The organism is Vibrio sp. 03-59-1, assembly GCF_013114135.1.
GTDB lineage: Bacteria > Pseudomonadota > Gammaproteobacteria > Enterobacterales > Vibrionaceae > Vibrio > Vibrio cortegadensis.
On record NZ_VTYA01000020.1, the window covers coordinates 1 to 18,525 of the forward strand.

15 protein-coding genes are annotated in these 18,525 nt (G+C 43.0%); 2 read left to right on the top strand and 13 right to left on the bottom strand.

The features are described from left to right. Window positions 1-154 precede the first annotated feature (154 nt). The 6 genes from F0249_RS16930 to F0249_RS16955 form a co-directional block, all read right to left on the bottom strand. On the bottom strand, window positions 155-1,258 hold the full coding sequence (locus tag F0249_RS16930) for a phosphoribosylaminoimidazolesuccinocarboxamide synthase (RefSeq protein WP_017052532.1): 1,104 nt from the start codon (window positions 1,256-1,258) through the stop codon (window positions 155-157). A 237-nt stretch (window positions 1,259-1,495) separates the two neighbouring features. Beyond that, window positions 1,496-1,966, bottom strand: coding sequence for a hypothetical protein (locus F0249_RS16935; RefSeq protein ID WP_136993666.1), 471 nt, complete (start codon window positions 1,964-1,966; stop codon window positions 1,496-1,498). Between the two features lie 405 nt (window positions 1,967-2,371). After that, window positions 2,372-2,554 carry a hypothetical protein gene (locus F0249_RS16940; RefSeq protein WP_017052534.1) on the bottom strand — a complete coding sequence of 61 codons (183 nt, stop codon included), beginning with the start codon at window positions 2,552-2,554 and terminating at the stop codon, window positions 2,372-2,374. Between the two features lie 169 nt (window positions 2,555-2,723). Further along, entirely contained in the window at window positions 2,724-3,797 is a 1,074-nt protein-coding gene (locus F0249_RS16945) for a J domain-containing protein (protein WP_171757268.1), read from the bottom strand. Window positions 3,798-3,898: 101 nt separating this feature from the next. Next, a complete protein-coding gene (locus F0249_RS16950; RefSeq protein ID WP_017052536.1) occupies window positions 3,899-4,582 on the bottom strand; it encodes a DUF2786 domain-containing protein in 684 nt (227 codons plus the stop codon). A 205-nt stretch (window positions 4,583-4,787) separates the two neighbouring features. After that, entirely contained in the window at window positions 4,788-5,477 is a 690-nt protein-coding gene (locus F0249_RS16955; RefSeq protein WP_017052537.1) for a DUF3334 family protein, read from the bottom strand. Between the two features lie 214 nt (window positions 5,478-5,691). Here F0249_RS16955 and F0249_RS16960 point away from each other — a divergent pair, with 214 nt between their 5' ends. Together F0249_RS16960 and F0249_RS16965 are read left to right on the top strand one after the other, a co-directional pair. Further along, window positions 5,692-8,742 carry an FAD-binding and (Fe-S)-binding domain-containing protein gene (locus F0249_RS16960; RefSeq protein ID WP_171757269.1) on the top strand — a complete coding sequence of 1,017 codons (3,051 nt, stop codon included), beginning with the start codon at window positions 5,692-5,694 and terminating at the stop codon, window positions 8,740-8,742. Window positions 8,743-8,933: 191 nt separating this feature from the next. Next, a complete protein-coding gene (locus F0249_RS16965; protein ID WP_171757321.1) occupies window positions 8,934-9,395 on the top strand; it encodes an isoprenylcysteine carboxylmethyltransferase family protein in 462 nt (153 codons plus the stop codon). Window positions 9,396-9,542: 147 nt separating this feature from the next. Here F0249_RS16965 and F0249_RS16970 read toward each other — a convergent pair whose 3' ends face one another. The 7 genes from F0249_RS16970 to F0249_RS17000 all read right to left on the bottom strand — a co-directional run bounded on the left by F0249_RS16970 (window position 9,543) and on the right by F0249_RS17000 (window position 18,131). Next, window positions 9,543-10,271, bottom strand: coding sequence for a DUF3581 domain-containing protein (locus tag F0249_RS16970; protein WP_171757270.1), 729 nt, complete (start codon window positions 10,269-10,271; stop codon window positions 9,543-9,545). Window positions 10,272-10,494: 223 nt separating this feature from the next. Then, window positions 10,495-12,027 (bottom strand): histidine ammonia-lyase, encoded by a 1,533-nt coding sequence (gene hutH, locus F0249_RS16975; RefSeq protein WP_171757271.1) that lies wholly within the window; start codon window positions 12,025-12,027, stop codon window positions 10,495-10,497. A 14-nt stretch (window positions 12,028-12,041) separates the two neighbouring features. Next, entirely contained in the window at window positions 12,042-13,736 is a 1,695-nt protein-coding gene (gene hutU, locus F0249_RS16980; RefSeq protein WP_171757272.1) for a urocanate hydratase, read from the bottom strand. Between the two features lie 108 nt (window positions 13,737-13,844). Beyond that, complete coding sequence (gene hutG / locus F0249_RS16985; protein WP_171757273.1) at window positions 13,845-14,888, bottom strand: formimidoylglutamase; 1,044 nt, start codon at window positions 14,886-14,888, stop codon at window positions 13,845-13,847. After that, window positions 14,881-16,140 (bottom strand): imidazolonepropionase, encoded by a 1,260-nt coding sequence (hutI, locus tag F0249_RS16990; RefSeq protein ID WP_171757274.1) that lies wholly within the window; start codon window positions 16,138-16,140, stop codon window positions 14,881-14,883. Before hutI ends, hutG begins: the two co-directional genes overlap by 8 nt. A gap of 115 nt (window positions 16,141-16,255) precedes the next feature. Then, window positions 16,256-16,969 (bottom strand): histidine utilization repressor, encoded by a 714-nt coding sequence (gene hutC / locus F0249_RS16995; RefSeq protein WP_171757275.1) that lies wholly within the window; start codon window positions 16,967-16,969, stop codon window positions 16,256-16,258. 181 nt (window positions 16,970-17,150) lie between these two features. After that, window positions 17,151-18,131: a DUF3187 family protein gene (locus F0249_RS17000; RefSeq protein ID WP_171757276.1), complete on the bottom strand. Its 981-nt coding sequence runs from the start codon at window positions 18,129-18,131 to the stop codon at window positions 17,151-17,153. Window positions 18,132-18,525: the final 394 nt, after the last annotated feature.

Here is an 18,525-nt window from a genome sequence, read left to right on the forward strand (position 1 = left end):
GCTGCTTCCTTGGCGAAAGCTTCAAGCTCTTTCTTGTTCATATTGCCTATCCTTAGCCTTTAAGGCTTAGTTTAGGCAATTACACAGAAATTGAGACAGTCTCGAGCCAAATGATGGCTCTTTTTTTGTTTTTACCAGAATCGCTTAGATTGGACTAATCAATAAGATTGTACTCTTTGCTTAAGATATCAATGATCTCTTGCTTCGGATTATCGCTTAACTCTATTTTTTGCCCCGTTACCTTTTCCGCAATATCGATATAAGTGCGAGATACCGACATTAATGTATCAAGTGGAAGCGCATTATCACGAGCAAGTGCTTCTCTTTCAGGCATCCTGTTTTTATTAAGAAGGATGTCAGGATCTGGGAAGTGATTGAGTAAAAACTGACGGAAACCCTCTTTAGAGTTCTCAACAATTTTTCCGTGTTGATACTCGTTGCTGTCCCAAATTCTAGAAGAGTCAGGAGTACCGACTTCATCCATATAAATCAGCTTTTCAATGCCTTGTGCATCATTCACATAACCAAACTCAAACTTGGTATCGACAAATGTTTGCCCCACTTGAGCTAAAGCGTTACTTATTACTCCGAAGCCCTCTTTCAATAATTTTTCATACTGAGCGATGTCTTCAATCTTACTGAAATTAAAGTCGGCAAAGTTATCTTCAAGGTTCTTACGTGTAATATTCACATCATCAGCTTCTGGAACGCCAGGAATACCTTTAAGAATCCCCTTAGTTGATGGCGTGATAAGCAAGTTTGGTAGGGCTTTATCTTTTTCAAGGCCATCTGCCATTTCAATACCGCAAAACTCTCGTTCACCGTTGGCATAGGCGCGCCACATCGAACCGGTTATATATTGGCGACAAATAGCTTCAATCATAACTGGGCGCGCTTTTTGGACAATCCAGACAAATGGATGAGGGATATCCAAAATGTGGCTATCCGCTAAGCCATGATCTTTAAATAACTTAAACCAGTGATTAGAAATAGCGTTCAAAGCGGCACCTTTCCCTGGAACACCTTTCAAATCATTCTCGCCATGCCATATACAATCAAATGCAGAAATACGATCACTGATCACCATAATCGCAAGTGGAGCGTCCGGTGAGACGTTGTATCCTTTTTCTTTGATTAATCGTTGGCTGTCTTCTTCAGTCAACCAATAAACAGAGCGTACTTTTCCACTATGAACAGGTTTATTGGTACGAATTGGGAGGTCATCATTTACGGCAAGAACTTGGTCAGCGAAGCTCATTAGACATTCCTATCTTTTATTAAACATCACACGGAGAAAATACCTAGTAGGCGTCATTTCAAGTTGGCATCGTTTCTAGTAGGCATCGTTATTGGATGCATCATACCAGAAAATCAATTTCCATCCAGCAAAAAGCAAACGTTTGCTAAGTGTTAGTGGAAGTAAAAAAAACCTCCGATAAAGGAGGCGAAATAATTTAGTCGAACAGGGCAGTGTTCATGAGGTAAACCAAAATTATTAGTGCAATACCTGAGATGAATGTTCAGTAAAAAACACTTCGCATTGGTGCTTCTTAGCCAAAATGTTGAGTTGGCGTTGACCAAATTCATCAATATTATTGCTAACGACAACAGCACTCGCATTACCTGATTGAATCGCTTTGATTGCGATTTCAAACTCAGACTGGTAGCTAGAAGCCTTCATATGAATCACTTTGCTGCTGCAAGTGTTAAATCGTGTGAGTTGCTTTATGGAAGGGCGCGGACATTGAGCCGTGAAAAGTATCCATTGATTTTGATGCGAGAGCTCAGAGATACGCTTCCAAAACTGTGTCGCTTGAGTTGGCACAGAGTTGATAGAGGTAATATGAGCGTGATGATCAAAAGTGTCAAAGTTAAACGTTAATGGCGTCATCGCTTTTTGAGTCATTGCTTGTTGAGTCAAAGTTTTTTGAGCTAAAGCTTTCTGAATCATAAATACTGGAGTCATGGCACTGTCCTTCTATACATGCTGTACGTCTATACAGTAGTTATTTTGAGGGAGAAGATCAAGTATTAATTGATGGATTTATAGACTCCGATCACAAGCTAAATTTCGACATTAATTATTATTTGTTGATTTTTAAGGATTTATTTTATTTCACACTTTGAGTGTATCGAGAGGTGTTAACGCGAGATGTAGTTAAAAACGTAAATAGGAGGGAGTTTATCCAGTGTAAGTAATGACTTATACAGTAGTTTCTTCAGTCGTTATTATAGATAGAGGAACTGGCGCATAAAGCGTTTGCCTAGATTAAGAGTGATTAAAAATTTATGCTGGGGGATCAAAAAAGCGCCTTGTATGCGGCGCTTTCTATCCATTTTCTGTTTTGAGCAACGATCAGTTATCTATGCTTTAAGATGCTTTTTGAAGCTGTGCGAGCATCTGCTGTTCTGCAATATTGAATTGGCGTACATCCAGTGTTGCCATTGCATTACAGTCTTTACATGAGTGATGGTGTTTCCCATCAATATAATCATGTTTCGCGAGTAGAGCTGGCTGTTTACACCAATCACAAACGCCTTCAATTTTGAACATTATCTTCTCCCCACCTTTTTGTTTTCAGGTGTCATTTTCGGCGTGCATTATGACATACATAGTACAATGAAGTTAACCGTTTGTTACGTATTTTTGAGAGGGAGATCGATTGCTAAGCCAATATTTATAGGAGATAGAGAAAGCTGGACATGATAATTCTGATTATTTGTTACTTTTTTGCAACATTATGAAGAATTGTTTTAAGAGCGCCATTTAAGCGTTTCATCTCTTCTTCACTGCCTTTCATATCTGGATGGTAAATTCTTGATAGTTGTTTAAAGCGTAATTTGATTTTTTTCTCATCGGGTATGTTTGATGGGGTAAAGCCAAATATAGCGCAAGAAATATTCAGTTTTTGATTTTTAGAAGAGTTCTGATGCTTTTTGAATTCACGAAATACCGTCTCTAGTTGGCGCTTAAGCTGCTTTATCGTAAAGGTTTTAGCTTTTAGTTCTTCCTGAAGCTTCAGTTGTTGCTCCATCAATTCATTGGTTTGATCATGACGATTGCGTTTCACTGCCATGATCAATACTAGACTGAGAATGGCGATAATTAGCCAAGGGGCATATATGAAAATGCTGGAGTCACCACTAAAAATATTGAGTTGGTTCATGAACGTTTTAAATGACCAACTATCAGAATTTTCAGGTAGGTCCTGTTCATCTTGAGGAATATCCAGAGTGATGGGGTCAATTTGAGCGTCAAGTTGGTCAATAGAAGAGAGTTGCTTGGCTCTTTGAGTATTGAATTGTCTTTCTAATACTCGATAATAGCCATCCTCCGCTTGAGTGTTTAACTTAGCATCGGAAAGGGTGTCTGCCGCAATTTGGTACCAGATTTCAGCCATATCTAGCTCACTAATATCAACGTTAGTACGTTCAAATAGGCTCGCTAATTTCAAAGGCGCTTTGCTATCCCCCTCAAGAGCAAGTTGTGTGTACCAGCGAAGCGCATGTTCAAGGTTTATCGTGGTGCCTTCCCCGAGTTCATAGGCTTGAGCTAATTTGTACTGCGCGGCTTTATGGCCACTTTTTGCGGCTTGCTGATACCAATGAAATGCTGTGTCGATGTTTTTTTCGGTGTCGACGCCTAAAGCGTAAGATTGAGCGAGGTTATACTGAGCCTGAGGATCGTTTTGATTCGCTTTGGCTGTCAGAAGGGCGATATTATCAGTGCTGGAATACGCTAAATTGCAAGTTAGGCTTACGAAGAGAAAAGCAAAAATGAGCAAATAACGTTTCATTAAATAAGGCTTCTTATAGTCAGGGTAAGTAATCACGCACGATTCAGCTAAAGTATGAACTGAATCGTATGCGGTATCTTGACATTTTATCGCAAGTGCCGTTACTTAAGTCTCTTGAGTTCTTGTGCCCCATTAATCGGACGATTGACAGAGACTTTACGGCCTTTCTTTAATCCAACTTCATAATCAGCGGTTAAATTTTTCATCGCTTCTCTTAATTGCTGCTTGAAGGTTTCGCGATCGATATTTTCAAACTCTTTATCAATGTAATTATTGATCTTATTCGCAGACTCTTCATCAGGCGTAATAATAGGAAGTTTCTCTAGTGCACCTTCAACCCAACCAGAAACAAAGGAATTCACTCGACGAGTCACTTCAAGGTTACTTGTGCCTGAACCAGAAAAACTGTTTCGGAACTGACCAGTATGCTCATTCAATTCACGATAAACGATATCAAAAGCAAAGGCTGCAAAAATAGCGCGGTCAGCTTCACCAATAAATTCAACGCGTTTCAGACCTTTATGATTAAGTAATACGGCTTCGACACCGAATCTAGTATTGATACCGCGGATCACACGTAAAATAGTCGAACTGACATTAGCAGGTAGAAGGTGACTGGACTGAGTTTTGCCCATTTTGATAAATTCAATATCATCCTTATCCAAGCCATATTTAACCATCAAGGCATGAGCCATTTTGATGGCATTAGCTGCTTCATTGACGTTGGCTGAATTTCCAAGCTCTAGGCATTTGGCAATTTTCTTTAGGGCTTTTTTCTTATCCATCTACTGCTTGTTAATATCCGCTTATTTTGAAGAGTCAGACATTTTACCTGTTTTTTAGATTTAACTCAAAACGGTAGAGAGAAAAAAGAATCTTCGCGGAGAGAATGATTGGATATCTTGGAAACATGTGAAATAAAAACGCCATCGAGGCTCGCTTCCAATGAAGTTCGTCGATGGCGTTGATTAGTGTCGTAGAGCGTGAGGGTTAAATACCTAGCTCATCGAGAAGATCGGCTGCTGCATCGTTGCCGCCTGATGCCGCTGCAGTTTTATCCTGCTCTTCTTTCATTTTCTTTTGAGTCGAAGCCAAAATTGAATCTGGGCACTGCTCTTTCTCAATTTCAAACTCTTCTAATTGAATGAATTCTGTTTTATCCATCGCCAACTCAAGGTAGAAAATGTTGTTTTTCTCAGTAGAGAAAGTAACACGACGCGCTTGTGGGCGATCTAGATTAGTATCAACAGAAAGGTTTACCTGTTTATTCAGTGACAACATTTTTGGTTGGTTTTGAGTAATGTTGGTTTGTAATTCTTTACGGATCTTATTGGTAAAGTCGCCAACTAATTGGTTAGTCAGTTCACCAAGAACGTCTCCAACCTCATCTGACGTGTGCAAAACCGCTAATTCATCTTCTGGCATGCCCATATTACGCATGTAGTTCGCGTAAAGCTCTAATGCTGCCTTTGATGTGAAGTTGATAACGACTAACCCAGAAAAGCCACCGTCAAATAGAACGAAACAGCCGAAATCAGGTTTAAGGCTCGTTTTGTTGATTTTCTGAACCATTGCAGAGTAAGACACTTTTGAATTGGTTGCAGATGTGAGTACACCAGACACTGACTGACAAAGTTTGAGAAGGATGTCTTCGGTTGTCACTACTTTATTTTTTTTCATTATTTATTCGCTCGTTAAATGCGTCAATTTATATGCTATATGTCGTCATTGTGACTTGTAAAAATAAAAACGGAAGTACTTGTTTCATTTTCGTCTTGAGATTCTGATTTGATCACCTTTTTAGATGGTGTAAAGTGACTAAATTCAAAGAATAAGATTATTTTAACCAAAACCCATAGCTGATTGGATCAGCGTAGTAGGGGCAGGAAGCGCAATGTTACCAAGACTTCATTTAAATACGGATGTTGATCCCGTTGTCGTCTGCTTTTTAGACGAACTTAAAACCGCTGGTTTCTCTGGCGATATTGAATCTCAATATTCTAGCCGTCTCGCGGTGGCGACAGACAACAGTGTTTACCAACAACTCCCTCAAGCCGTTGTTCACCCTCGAACCACTCAAGATGTCATTCTTATTGGTAAGATTAGCTCAAATCCAAAATATGACCGAGTCACCTTCTCGCCTCGTGGCGGCGGTACGGGTACTAATGGTCAATCTTTGACGCAAGGTGTTGTGGTGGATCTTTCTCGCCACATGAATCAAGTTATTGAGATAAATGATAAAGAAGGTTGGGTTCGAGTTCAGTCTGGGATCGTCAAAGATCAGCTTAATGATGCTGTTCGTCCTTTTGGTTATTTCTTCTCTCCAGATCTATCAACCAGTAACCGAGCGACACTTGGCGGAATGGTTAATACCGATGCCTCTGGTCAGGGGTCGCTGAAATACGGTAAAACATCAGACCATGTTCTTTCACTTCAAGCCGTTTTTGCCGATGGGTCTTGTCTCGAATCTGACTTATCTTGTGGTTTGCCGAGTGAAGATGAACTGGCTCATCAAGCTCTTGCGGTCACAGAGCAGGTGTGCCGAGACAAGCGAAGTCAGATTCTAGATAAATTCCCACCTCTGAACCGTTTCCTTACGGGTTATGATCTCAAAAATGCAATTGATGACGATACCAATGAATTCGATTTAACGCGGGTGCTGTGTGGAGCGGAGGGCTCTTTAGCTTTCATCACTGAAGCCAAATTGAATTTGACGCCAATTCCTAAAGCTCGAACGTTAGTGAATGTGAAGTACAACAGTTTTGATTCGGCGCTGCGTAATGCTCCCTTTATGGTAGAAGCGAATGCCTTGTCGGTTGAAACCATTGATTCAAAAGTATTGAACTTAGCTAAGCAAGATATTGTATGGCACACCGTGAGTGATCTGTTTACCGATGTTCCAGATAAAGAGATGCTGGGCGTTAATATGGTCGAATACGCAGGTCAAGATGAAGCTGAAGTTGAGTCCCAAATTAAAGCACTGACAGACCAACTTGACGTGATGCTAGAAACTGAAGATGCGGGCATTATTGGTTACCAGATTTGTAACGATTTATCGGAGATCGGGCGCATTTACAATATGCGTAAAAAAGCGGTTGGGTTGCTGGGGGCGGCGAAAGGTCGTGCTAAACCTGTCGCATTTGCAGAAGATACCTGTGTCCCACCTGAAAACTTAGCGGATTTTATCGCTGAATTTCGTGAACTACTGGATGCGAAATCATTGAACTACGGTATGTTCGGGCATGTTGATGCGGGTGTACTTCATGTGCGTCCTGCATTGGACTTGTGCGATCCTCAACAAGAGCTATTGATGCACCAAATTTCGGATGAAGTGGTGAAGTTGGTGTCGAAGTATGGCGGTTTGATGTGGGGAGAGCATGGTAAAGGTTTCCGTTCTGAATATGGACCGGAGTTTTTTGGACCTGAATTGTTCACAGAGTTGCGCCGTGTAAAAGCGGCGTTTGATCCGCTCAATAAAATGAACCCGGGGAAAATTTGTACTCCGCTTGATAGCGAGGCCGAGTTAGTTAAAGTGACGGGGACAAAACGTGGTTTTTATGACCGCCAGATTAATGTCCAAGTCCGTGATAGCTTTAAACAAGCGATGGAGTGTAACGGTAACGGACTGTGTTTTAATTACGATACTAGCTCGCCAATGTGTCCATCAATGAAAGTCACGGCTGACAGGCGTCACTCTCCAAAAGGGCGTGCCGGACTCGTCAGGGAGTGGTTAAGGCAATTGACAGAACAGGGCGTAGATATTTTGGATTTGGAACAACAAGTTCTTGAGTCGACGCCAACGATAAAAACCATGGTTGATAAAGTGAGGCATAGTTTCAATAAACGTCATGAAGAGGATTTCTCACATGAAGTTTATGAAGCGATGAATGGTTGTTTAGCGTGTAAAGCGTGTGCGAGTCAATGTCCGATCAAAGTCGATGTACCAAGTTTTCGTTCTCGTTTCCTGAATATCTATTACTCTCGTTACCAGCGTCCTGTAAAAGACTACTTGGTTGCGAATATTGAAACCATGCTGCCGCTTATGGCAAAAGCGCCTTTAGTGGTTAATACCGCTCTGTCGCAGCAATGGATCCAAAGCTTAACCGCCAAAACCGTTGGGTATGTAGACGCTCCGCTGCTGTCTGTTCCCACTTTAGAAAAGCGCTTAAGGAAGGCGAGCCTTCAAGAGTTTGACATGCAAAGACTGGCTGGTCTTTCGAAACAAGATAGAGCCGATCATGTACTGATTGTGCAAGACCCATTTACTAGTTACTACGATGCACAAGTGGTAGAAGATTTTATCTTGCTGGTTGAACGTTTGGGTAAAGTGCCTGTGCTACTGCCTTTTAAACCCAATGGAAAAGCGCTACACATTAAAGGCTTTTTGAAAAAGTTTGCTCAAAGTGCGCAGTCGACATCGGCATTTTTGTCTCAAGTCGCTGATTTAGAAATCCCGCTGGTGGGCGTTGATCCTGCTCTTGTGCTCTGTTATCGAGATGAATATGTCGAGATCCTTGGCGATAAGCGAGGTAATTTTGATGTGTTAACCGTTCATGAGTGGCTATTACCCCGTTTGAATGAATTTGAGCTAGAGACTCAGGCTCGTTCGTCGGAATTGTCACCTTGGTATCTATTCTCACACTGTACTGAAAAAACAAAGCTACCGAACGCTGAAAAAGAGTGGGGCGCGATTTTCACTCATTTTGGTGGCGTGCTGAATACTGTGCCTGTTGGTTGCTGTGGCATGGCGGGTACGTTTGGCCATGAAGTGGATAAACTGCAGATGTCGAAAGATATTTATGGGCTCAGTTGGAAGCCAAGTTTAGCGGACTTACCGAAAGAGAGATGCTTAGTGACGGGATACTCATGCCGTAGCCAAGTGAAACGCTTTGAAGGAGTTAAGTTGGCGCATCCACTGCAAGCATTACTACAATTGGTTGACTAGGATCGCGCGGATTAGAATATCAGTGACACCAGAGTGATCTTAACAACCTTGTTGGGTTTACTCTGGCACATGCGAAGTGGGTATATGCAAAACTGGCACACACAAAAATAGATTGTGGCTCGAGTGTGTAATGTCGAGTGCTGGAATCGATATGGATTGCCTGAATAATAACTAACAAGGAATGTTGAATGATGAAAGCTCTTGAATTAAAGATCCCGCCCGTTGCTGTTTTTATTGTTGTCGTTCTTCTTATGCATTTGGCTCATACGTTTGCAGCGGGGGCCCACATCGCCGTGCCATTCTCGTTGGCTATTTTATTCGTTTCAATCGCCATCAGTGGTGTGGTTGGTATTTCAGGTATTGTGGCGTTTCGCCAAGCTAAAACAACCGTGAACCCAGTTAAACCAGAAGAGGCATCTTCAGTGGTTGACAGTGGCATTTACCGATACACCCGAAACCCGATGTACTTAGGTTTGCTGGTGCTTCTGATTGGGCTTTCGATCTATTACCAAAACCTACTCAGCGTTGCGCTTAATATTGTCTTTGTCATGTATATGAATCGGTTTCAAATCGAGCCGGAAGAGGCGGTGCTAGAGAAGAAATTTGGGGAAGAGTACTTAGATTATAAGCAGAGTGTTAGGCGCTGGATATAGTCGGTATTATTCTAAAACGAATGGTTCTAAACAAACGGTTCTAAAGCGACTCAAACTTTTTAATTTGCCGGAATCAAAAAAGGAACTTAATAGTTCCTTTTTTGTTAATTGCTTCTAGCGTGTTTCTATTGGTTCGAATCAGTGTTGTTATGCTGCTGCTTGAGCAAACTGAGCAAGAAACATCTCTTTTCTTTCGTTGAAGCGATTGACGAGATCATCCACTGATGCTTGGTCATAAGGTTTAAGTCCACTTGCGACCATGCGCTTAACGCCTTTACCTACAACGATGCCATCTTCTTTAAATTCAAAGTTAAGCGTCACCACACCGCGTTTACCGTCAACATTAAAGCTTGCGCCAGCAAATGAGACTTCTGGGTGAGTGAGATCTAGGCGACTGAATTCCACTTCCATGCTCTCATAAATCACTAAAGGACGCTGACAGTTGATCATCATCTGTTGCTCTTCCATCAGAGGCACCATGATGTGAGGGAAGTTCATACCAGAGAATTGTACGTAGTTCGTCACAACATGCTCAATGAACGCTGCGTCATGGCTAACGTCGCCTTGATGATTCATATGCAAATACTCTTTGCCATTAGAATCGACGAGCGAGCTCTCTTTTTCACTCTTATTTTCAACGCTCAGAGCAACACCATCACTGACCATTCCTGAGAAGTCAAAACGCATTTTTTGGCTAATGCCTTCTTTTTGAAGAAGAACGGCAAAGAGAAGATCGCCTGGCACACAAAAACGTTTGTTGTCTTCATCATGAATAGGGTTGAAGTCGCCCGCTACTTTTTTAGCAAAATGACTTGCTTGTTCACGAGTGAATTGGAATCGTTTGTCTGCGTTTGAAAAATAAGGAGATAGAAACATAATTCTCAGCTTGTTGAAAAATCTGTGCTGATTATATCCAACTATCTTCATTTAATGGTCTATCCAGTTGCTGATATGAATAAATTGACTCAGTTCGCGGGTTTTTGTTAATAAAAAAGACCACCGATAATCGATGGTCTAGATGAGGTTCACTTTCTAAGCTAATAATCTATCAAGCTAATTAATTTAGCGATGCCAGAGATGGAAATGACACAGAGTTAAATTAGTAACTGCATAGAACGCTATCAGGCATTAGGTGGTTGTGAACGGCTGACTTTAATAATGCGTTCGCTTTTTCAATGTCTGGAGCAAAATAGCGGTCTTTATCATAGAAGGCGACTTTTTCACGTAAGATGGATTTGGCTTCTTCAATGCGAACTGATGATTTCGTTGGCGCTCGGAAATCAAGACCCTGTGCAGAGGATAGATACTCAACCGCTAGGATCCCACGTGTATTTTCGGCCATGTAGCGAAGGCGACGCGCGGCATAAGTAGCCATGGAAACATGATCTTCTTGGTTTGCAGACGTCGGTAAGCTATCGACAGAGGCAGGATGAGCCAAACTCTTGTTCTCACTTGCCAGAGCGGCAGCCGTCACTTGAGCGATCATAAATCCTGAGTTTACGCCGCCATTGTCTACAAGAAACGGTGGTAATTTACTTAAGGCACTATCAATCAGTAGGGCCATGCGTCGCTCTGATAAACTGCCCATCTCGGCAATCGCAAGTGCAAGGTTATCCGCCGCCATTGCTACAGGTTCAGCATGGAAGTTACCGCCCGAAATAATGTCGCCATCTTCAGCAAACACTAGTGGGTTGTCTGACACTGAGTTCGCTTCAACTTGCAAAATATCGGCTGAATTTCGGATCTGTTGTAAGCAGGCTCCCATCACTTGTGGTTGGCAGCGCAATGAATACGGGTCTTGCACTTTTTCGCACGCGGTATGTGATTCGCCAATCTCGCTGCTGCTATCTAGAAGGTGGCGATAAGCGGTGGCAGCATCCATCTGCCCACGATGTCCACGAACGCGATGAATACGCGGATCAAACGGACGACGGCTTCCCAATGCCGCTTCCACTGACATGGCACCACAAACGGTTGCTGAGGCGAAGAGATCTTCGGCTTCAAATAATCCTTCTAGAGCAAAAGCGGTTGAAGCTTGAGTTCCGTTAAGTAGCGCAAGCCCCTCTTTTGGCGCAAGGGTGATAGGTTCTAGCCCCGCAATTTTAAGCGCTTCAAGCCCAGACATGATTTTACCATTATGACGAGCTTGGCCTTCCCCAAGTAACACAGTACTCATGTGAGCCAATGGAGCTAAATCGCCTGATGCACCCACAGAACCTTTTTGCGGCACGCATGGATACACTTGAGAATTAACCAATTCAATCAGTGCGTTGATCACTTTTAAGCGAATACCAGAGTAGCCACGCGATAAGCTGTTGATTTTGAGCACCATCATCAAACGAACGGTCTCATCCGACATGAATTTGCCAATACCAGCGGCATGCGAAAGGACAATACTGCGCTGTAAGGTTTCTAAATCTTCTGGCGCAATTCGAGTGTTCGCTAATAGGCCAAAACCGGTATTGATTCCATAAACGGTTCTGTCTTCGGCAATCACTTGCTCAACAACGCGGGTGCTAGCCTCGATGTCAGGAATGGCATCAGGATTAAGTGACAGATTAATAGGAGCACGGCTGACGCTGCGAAGTTCAGATAAGCTCAAGTGGCCTGGATTAAGGTGTAAATTTATCATGGTCATATCTTCCATTACAGACGGCTAAGTTCAGCGTTTAACATAGGTAGGTCGAGTTTTTGATCTTTGGCGCACTGTTTGGCAATGTTATAACCCGCATCAGCGTGGCGCATCACACCCGTTGCCGGGTCGTTATGCAATACACGAGCGATACGCTCAGAAGCGTCATCACTGCCGTCACAGCAAATTACCATTCCAGAGTGTTGTGAGAACCCCATGCCAACACCACCGCCGTGATGCAGAGAAACCCAAGTCGCACCGCCTGCTGTATTGAGTAGGGCATTAAGCAGCGGCCAATCTGAAACAGCATCGGATCCGTCCATCATGCCTTCAGTTTCACGGTTCGGGCTCGCGACCGATCCTGAGTCTAAGTGATCTCGACCGATGACGACTGGCGCTTTAAGCTCGCCATTTTTGACCATCTCATTGAATGCTTGACCTAAACGTTCACGATCTTTTAATCCAACCCAACAAATACGAGCAGGGAGGCCTTGGAACTGAATGCGTTCACGTGCCATATCTAGCCAGTTATGCAGTTGCGGGTTATCTGGAATAAGCTCTTTCACTTTCTGATCCGTCTTGTAGATATCTTCTGGATCGCCAGACAGTGCTGCCCAACGGAATGGCCCAATACCTTCACAGAATAGAGGTCGGATATAAGCGGGAACAAATCCAGGGAAATCGAAAGCGTTTTCAACCCCTTCTTCTAACGCCATTTGACGAATATTGTTACCGTAATCGACAGTTGCTGCGCCGCGATCTTGTAGATCGAGCATGGCTTGCACTTGGATCGCCATGGAGTGTTTAGCTGCTTTTACTACCTTCGCTTCATCTTCCAAACGTTCTTGTGCTGCTTTCTCCATTGACCAACCCTGTGGTAGATAGCCATTCAGAGGGTCGTGAGCCGAGGTTTGGTCGGTTACTACGTCAGGAGTGATATTACGTTCAACAAGTTCAGGGAAAACATCCGCAGCGTTGCCAAGAAGCCCAACTGAAATCGGAGCGTCAGACTCTTTTATCATCGCCATTGCTTCATCTAAGCTGGTGGCTTTTTTGTCGACATAACCCGTACGTAGGCGGTAATCAATTCGTGATTCATCACATTCGACTGCGATCATAGAGAAGCCAGCCATAGTCGCCGCAAGAGGTTGTGCTCCGCCCATACCGCCAAGACCACCAGTTAATACCCATTTTCCTTTGGCTTCACCTTGGAAGTGTTTCTTAGCAATGGCGACAAAAGTTTCGTATGTCCCTTGAACAATGCCTTGCGAGCCAATGTAGATCCAACTTCCTGCTGTCATTTGCCCGTACATCATCAAGCCTTTTTTATCTAGCTCATTGAAGTGCTCCCAATTGGCCCAGTGTGGAACAATATTGGAGTTGGCGATTAATACGCGCGGAGCATTCTTGTGAGTCGGGTAGACACCAACAGGCTTACCAGATTGAACTAACAGTGTTTGGTCATCTTCAAGACGCTCAAGAACTTCAACAATTTTGTCATAGCATTCCCAGTTTCGTGCCGCTCGACCGATACCGCCATAGACAACCAGCGCGTGTGGATGCTCGGCAACGTCTGGGTCTAAATTATTCATCAACATTCGAAGCGGGGCTTCTGTTAACCATGATTTGGCGCGTAACGTTGTGCCGTGTGGTGCACGTATGGTGCGTGAAGTATCGAGACGTGGATCAGACGAGTGTTGTTCCGTCATGGTAATGCTCCTTTAAAGGTCAGTTTCACGTTATGGAGGTCTCTTTTGAACCTCTCATTGATGTAGGTGTTGTTTTACAATTGTTATCTAGTGATCGTAATTTTGCCGCTAAATAGTGGGCTTTTGATACGACTCATCGGACATAGCGTTGGCAATATCCCAACACAGTCGAGCCGCCAATCGAGCCGTTTGTCCATCGATGTCAAAGTTCGGGTTGTACTCTGCTATGTCAGCAATAATCAGTTTGTTTTTACAATCTAAAATGCGTTCAAGAAAAGGGGCGATGGTATCGTAGCTGACACCACGGGCGGCTGGGGCACTCACACCCGGAGCGGTTGCTGCTGGGAACACATCAAGGTCGATGGTGAGATAGATAAAATCACACGCATCAATAAAATGCTGTAACTGGGTCAATTGATACACATGATTAAAGTGCGAAAGCTCGGTGTCTTCGACGTACCACACGTTAAGATCATCGGCGCGTTTGAAGAGTGCGGCTGTGTTACTCGCTCGACTCACCCCTAAACAGGCGTAGTGAAAAGGCCAGTTGTTTTCAGAGCAAAAATGTTGGATCTGATTGAATGGTGTACCCGAGCTCGGTTTTACTTCTGGCTGGTCGCTTTCAAAGCTGCGTAAATCAAAATGGGCATCAAAGTTGATAATGCCAATTCTAGGTGGAACGCTTGCGGTTTTAGACTGCGCGTTTATATGCTTGGCCAAACCTTGGAATGAAGCCCACGCGACTTCATGACCACCACCTAAAGTAATTACTGGGCTGTGTTGAAGGGCTTGAGCAATGACATCAGCACATTGAGTTTGACTGGATTCGAGTTGGTCTCCATCACATGAAATATTACCAAAATCATGAATAGCTGAATCTTGGTGCCATGCCATATTCGCTAATGCCTGACGAATAAGATCTGGGGCTTGATGCGCTCCAATTCTACCTTTGTTGCGTTTTACTCCAGCATCACATTCGAACCCGACAATTGCGACGTGTTTGCGTGATTTAAGCTGATCAGTAACTTCTTGGGAGTCCTGAGAACTTACGGTTTGAGTAATGTGATGAACACGAGTCCCTAACGCTCCATCTTCTTTGTCATCTCGCCCATGCCATTTAAAGTTGTGAGAGGTGTGTTTTGAACTAGACATGGTTTATCTCTCCGTGATTGCATAACTGATTGGTGAAGCCGCTGCTTACTTTCCCATTCACAATATGATGAGCTAAGCGGGGAGTTCCCACTTGATAGCTCAAATCGGCAGGATGCTCTATATTCCAAATCGCGAAATCAGCATCGAAGCCCTCTTTTAATTGTCCTCGGGAATCCTGTTTGCCAATGGCTTGCGCGGCATTGCTCGTCACGCCTCTTAATGCCTCTTCTGGCGTAAGTCCGAATAGAGTGCAGGCCATGTTCATCATGAGTGTTATATCTGCAAACGGTGATGTGCCGGGGTTGAGATCCGAAGCGATTGCCATTGGTATATGGTGCTTTCGGAGTAGATTAATAGGAGGCGGCTGAGTTTCTCTTAAGAAGTAGAATGCGCCAGGTAACAAGGTCGCGACGGTATTCGACTGGGCCAGTGCTTTAACGCCATCACTGTCCAAGTATTCAATGTGATCAACCGAGAGGGCGCCGTATTCCGCGGCAAGCGCACTGCCCCCAAGGTTACTGAGTTGCTCGGTATGACCTTTTATTTTGAGGCCATGTTCTAATGCCGTTTGGAAGACTTTTTGCGTCTGATTCAAATTGAAACCGATGCTTTCACAAAAGACATCGACACTGTCTGCGAGTTGTTCTTGGGCGGCCAGTGGAATGATCTCAGAACAGACGTATGAAATGTAATCGTCTGGACGGTTGGTAAATTCTGGAGGGAGTGCGTGAGCTGCCAATAAGGTAGTTGATACTTTAATATTGCGGTGATTTTCTAGCATTTTCGCCGCGCGAAGCATCTTCAGTTCATCGTGTAAATTTAGCCCGTAGCCAGATTTGATCTCTACTGAAGTCACGCCTGAGCGGATAAGACCATCTAAACGGGGTAGGGCAAGTTCAATGAGTTGCTCTTCAGTTGCGTTCCTTGTGGCTTTAACCGTCGATAGTATTCCACCTCCTTGTTTGGCAATTTCTTGGTAGGGAATACCTTTAAGGCGCATTTCAAACTCGTTGGCACGATTACCTGCATAGACAAGGTGAGTATGAGCATCAATAAGCCCTGGAGTCACCAACTTCCCTTGGCAATCGATTTGTTGAGAATCACTAGACTCGATTGGTTGAATGTAGGCACTTGAGTTAATCGAATGGATCTTGCCCTGTTTAACTACCACGGTTTTTGGCTCTGTGACTTGATAGCCATATTCACCAGTTTGCATTGTGACTAAACAAGCGTTGGTAAGAACTAAATTCATATGAGAACTCAACTTCGACGTAAATTTAAATGTATATACAAATAAATAGAGCAAAAATTAGCGTTCGACAAGTCTAATGTTACTAAAATGTGATCGGAAGGTAGAGTAATATGCTTTAGTTCAACTCAATCTTAGAGGTAAGTTTGTATTTGCTTCCTGGGTGGTAGAGTAAAGCTGAACTCACTAATTTATCACCACTCCATGTGCGGCGATTAAGTAGAAGGCAGGGTTCATTATCGGAAAGTGCTAATGAGGCTTTAATATTAGGCTCTGGAACAATGGCTTCTACGCTATGCTCAATGGCGCTCAATGGACAGTTGTTGGAGAGGTATTGATTGGGTGTCACTTTGGAGAAGTTTTGATTTAAATAATCCGGTGCATAGATAGCATTCACCCAGCGGACTTCGAGTTGAATTGGACTATTGTCCTCAAAATGAATGATTTCACTATAAAAAACATCAGATCCAATTCTGATACCTAATTTGATCGCGACGGGTTCATCGGCTTTGATCGCAATCTGTTTTACGACTTGATTGTGATACTGCTTCCCTCTGGTTGAGACTTCTTCTGCGATGTTTCTAATATCAAGCAGTGGTGACTCTGCTTTCTCATCTTGCTGACAAACAAAAGTGCCTAATCGAGGTTTTCGTATTAGTTTTCCTTCTGCAACGAGATCTCGAATGGCTTTGTTTACCGTCATCCGACTAACGTTAAACTGAGTGGTTAGATCCAACTCTGTAGTGATCTTATGCCCAACCGGCCATAAGCCTGAATCGATATTATCGGCGATGAACTGGCGGATCTGAACGTAGAGCGGAGAGTTGGACATGGTCATACTTACTTTTAATTGACTATACAAATAGAGTAAGCCATCTGTGCAAAATTTCAATAGCTTTGATTGAGCAATGAATTTTAGGAGTGGAAATTTTGGGAGTGGACAGTAGGCAGGGTTTAGTGAAGAGAACATTAATCTAAGGAGCGTAATTTAAGGCAAACTCATCAAAGAATCCTTAGTGTAAAGATAAGTGATAACGGTACCCAATCGTAAAAGCGATGTCAGTGCTGTTATCCATATTAAATAAATTTTCGGTTAGAGAAATCTCTAGAGCCGATTGAGGCATGGTATAGCGGTAACCAAGCACAAACTCATTCGATGCTTCAGAAAAACTTTTAGGCGTATCAATGGCACCTTCGTACCAACGGTATTCAAGATGTAGCTCGTGATTAGGTGCAATCTGATATTGATAACCTAAAGTGAGTGACAATGTCACCTTTTTGTGTGTTAGCTGAGTGAATATTCGAACAGTGTCGTGAAAAGCAAGACCAACCGTACTAAATAACTGGTGAGAGCGATTTCGATAGCTGTAGTTAATTTGCACGGCTTGCTCAAAGTCACTGCCTTTAAATGTTCCGCTATTGACGTGGTTGTAATATATAGCCCCTCCTAATGACAACCCGTGGTTCTGTTCATTTAGCCACTGATACTGGAGATATAAAGTGGTGGCACTGGAAAGTGTATCGCTTTGGAAGTCCTCAATGTCTATATCATATTGTGGGATTGAAATTGAGAATTGATGGTTACTTGCCTCATCACGGCCGTTTTGATCAATGCCAAACAGCTGGTGGAAGCTTTTCGTTAATCCATCTAAATGGTTATCTCCTGCATAATTGAGTCTGTATCCGAGATCTATTTGCCAGCGTTCATCTAATTGCCACTTTCCGCCTACATTGACCTGGTTTTGATAATAATCAATCGAATATTCATCGGTATGCGCCCAGATACTCGCGGCTGTGAAATTGGCGTAAAGCTCGACATTGTTCTCTGTTAGAGAGTAGCCAGACCGTAGTTGAGGGGTAAGGCTATTGGATTGTAATGGAGACTGAGCATAGGCATTCAAAGGGCCATAGTTGTGCGCTTCTAACGCAAAACTTGATGATGTTAGAAGTAAAAAAGTAAGAACAATAAAAGAGTGAATGTTTGTTCTTATCAACTTGCCCCCTGCATGCGACGTTCTTCATTTAAGTTTAGCTAATAAATATGAAGTACGAGGGTATTTGTTCTGCCGTGATTTTCGTTGACCACTACAAATCAACGTATGACGTTCAATGAAATATAGGTTATTAAAAATACAAGGCTGCGGTTTTGCAATCAGCGATTTACATAGGTAGAATCTCACCCCTTAACGGTTTCCCCGGTATTCGTATTACTGATAGGCGATCGTTATATTTCACTTTCAAATTAATTGAACATGTGTCGCTTAGTGTATCTCCCTCTCACTTCTCAAGCTCATTTCAGAAATTCCTACTTCCATTCATTTCATTAAATTAATTCCTAAGATACAAATGCTTAACCTAAATCAAAAACATTGAATCAATAATCGTGCT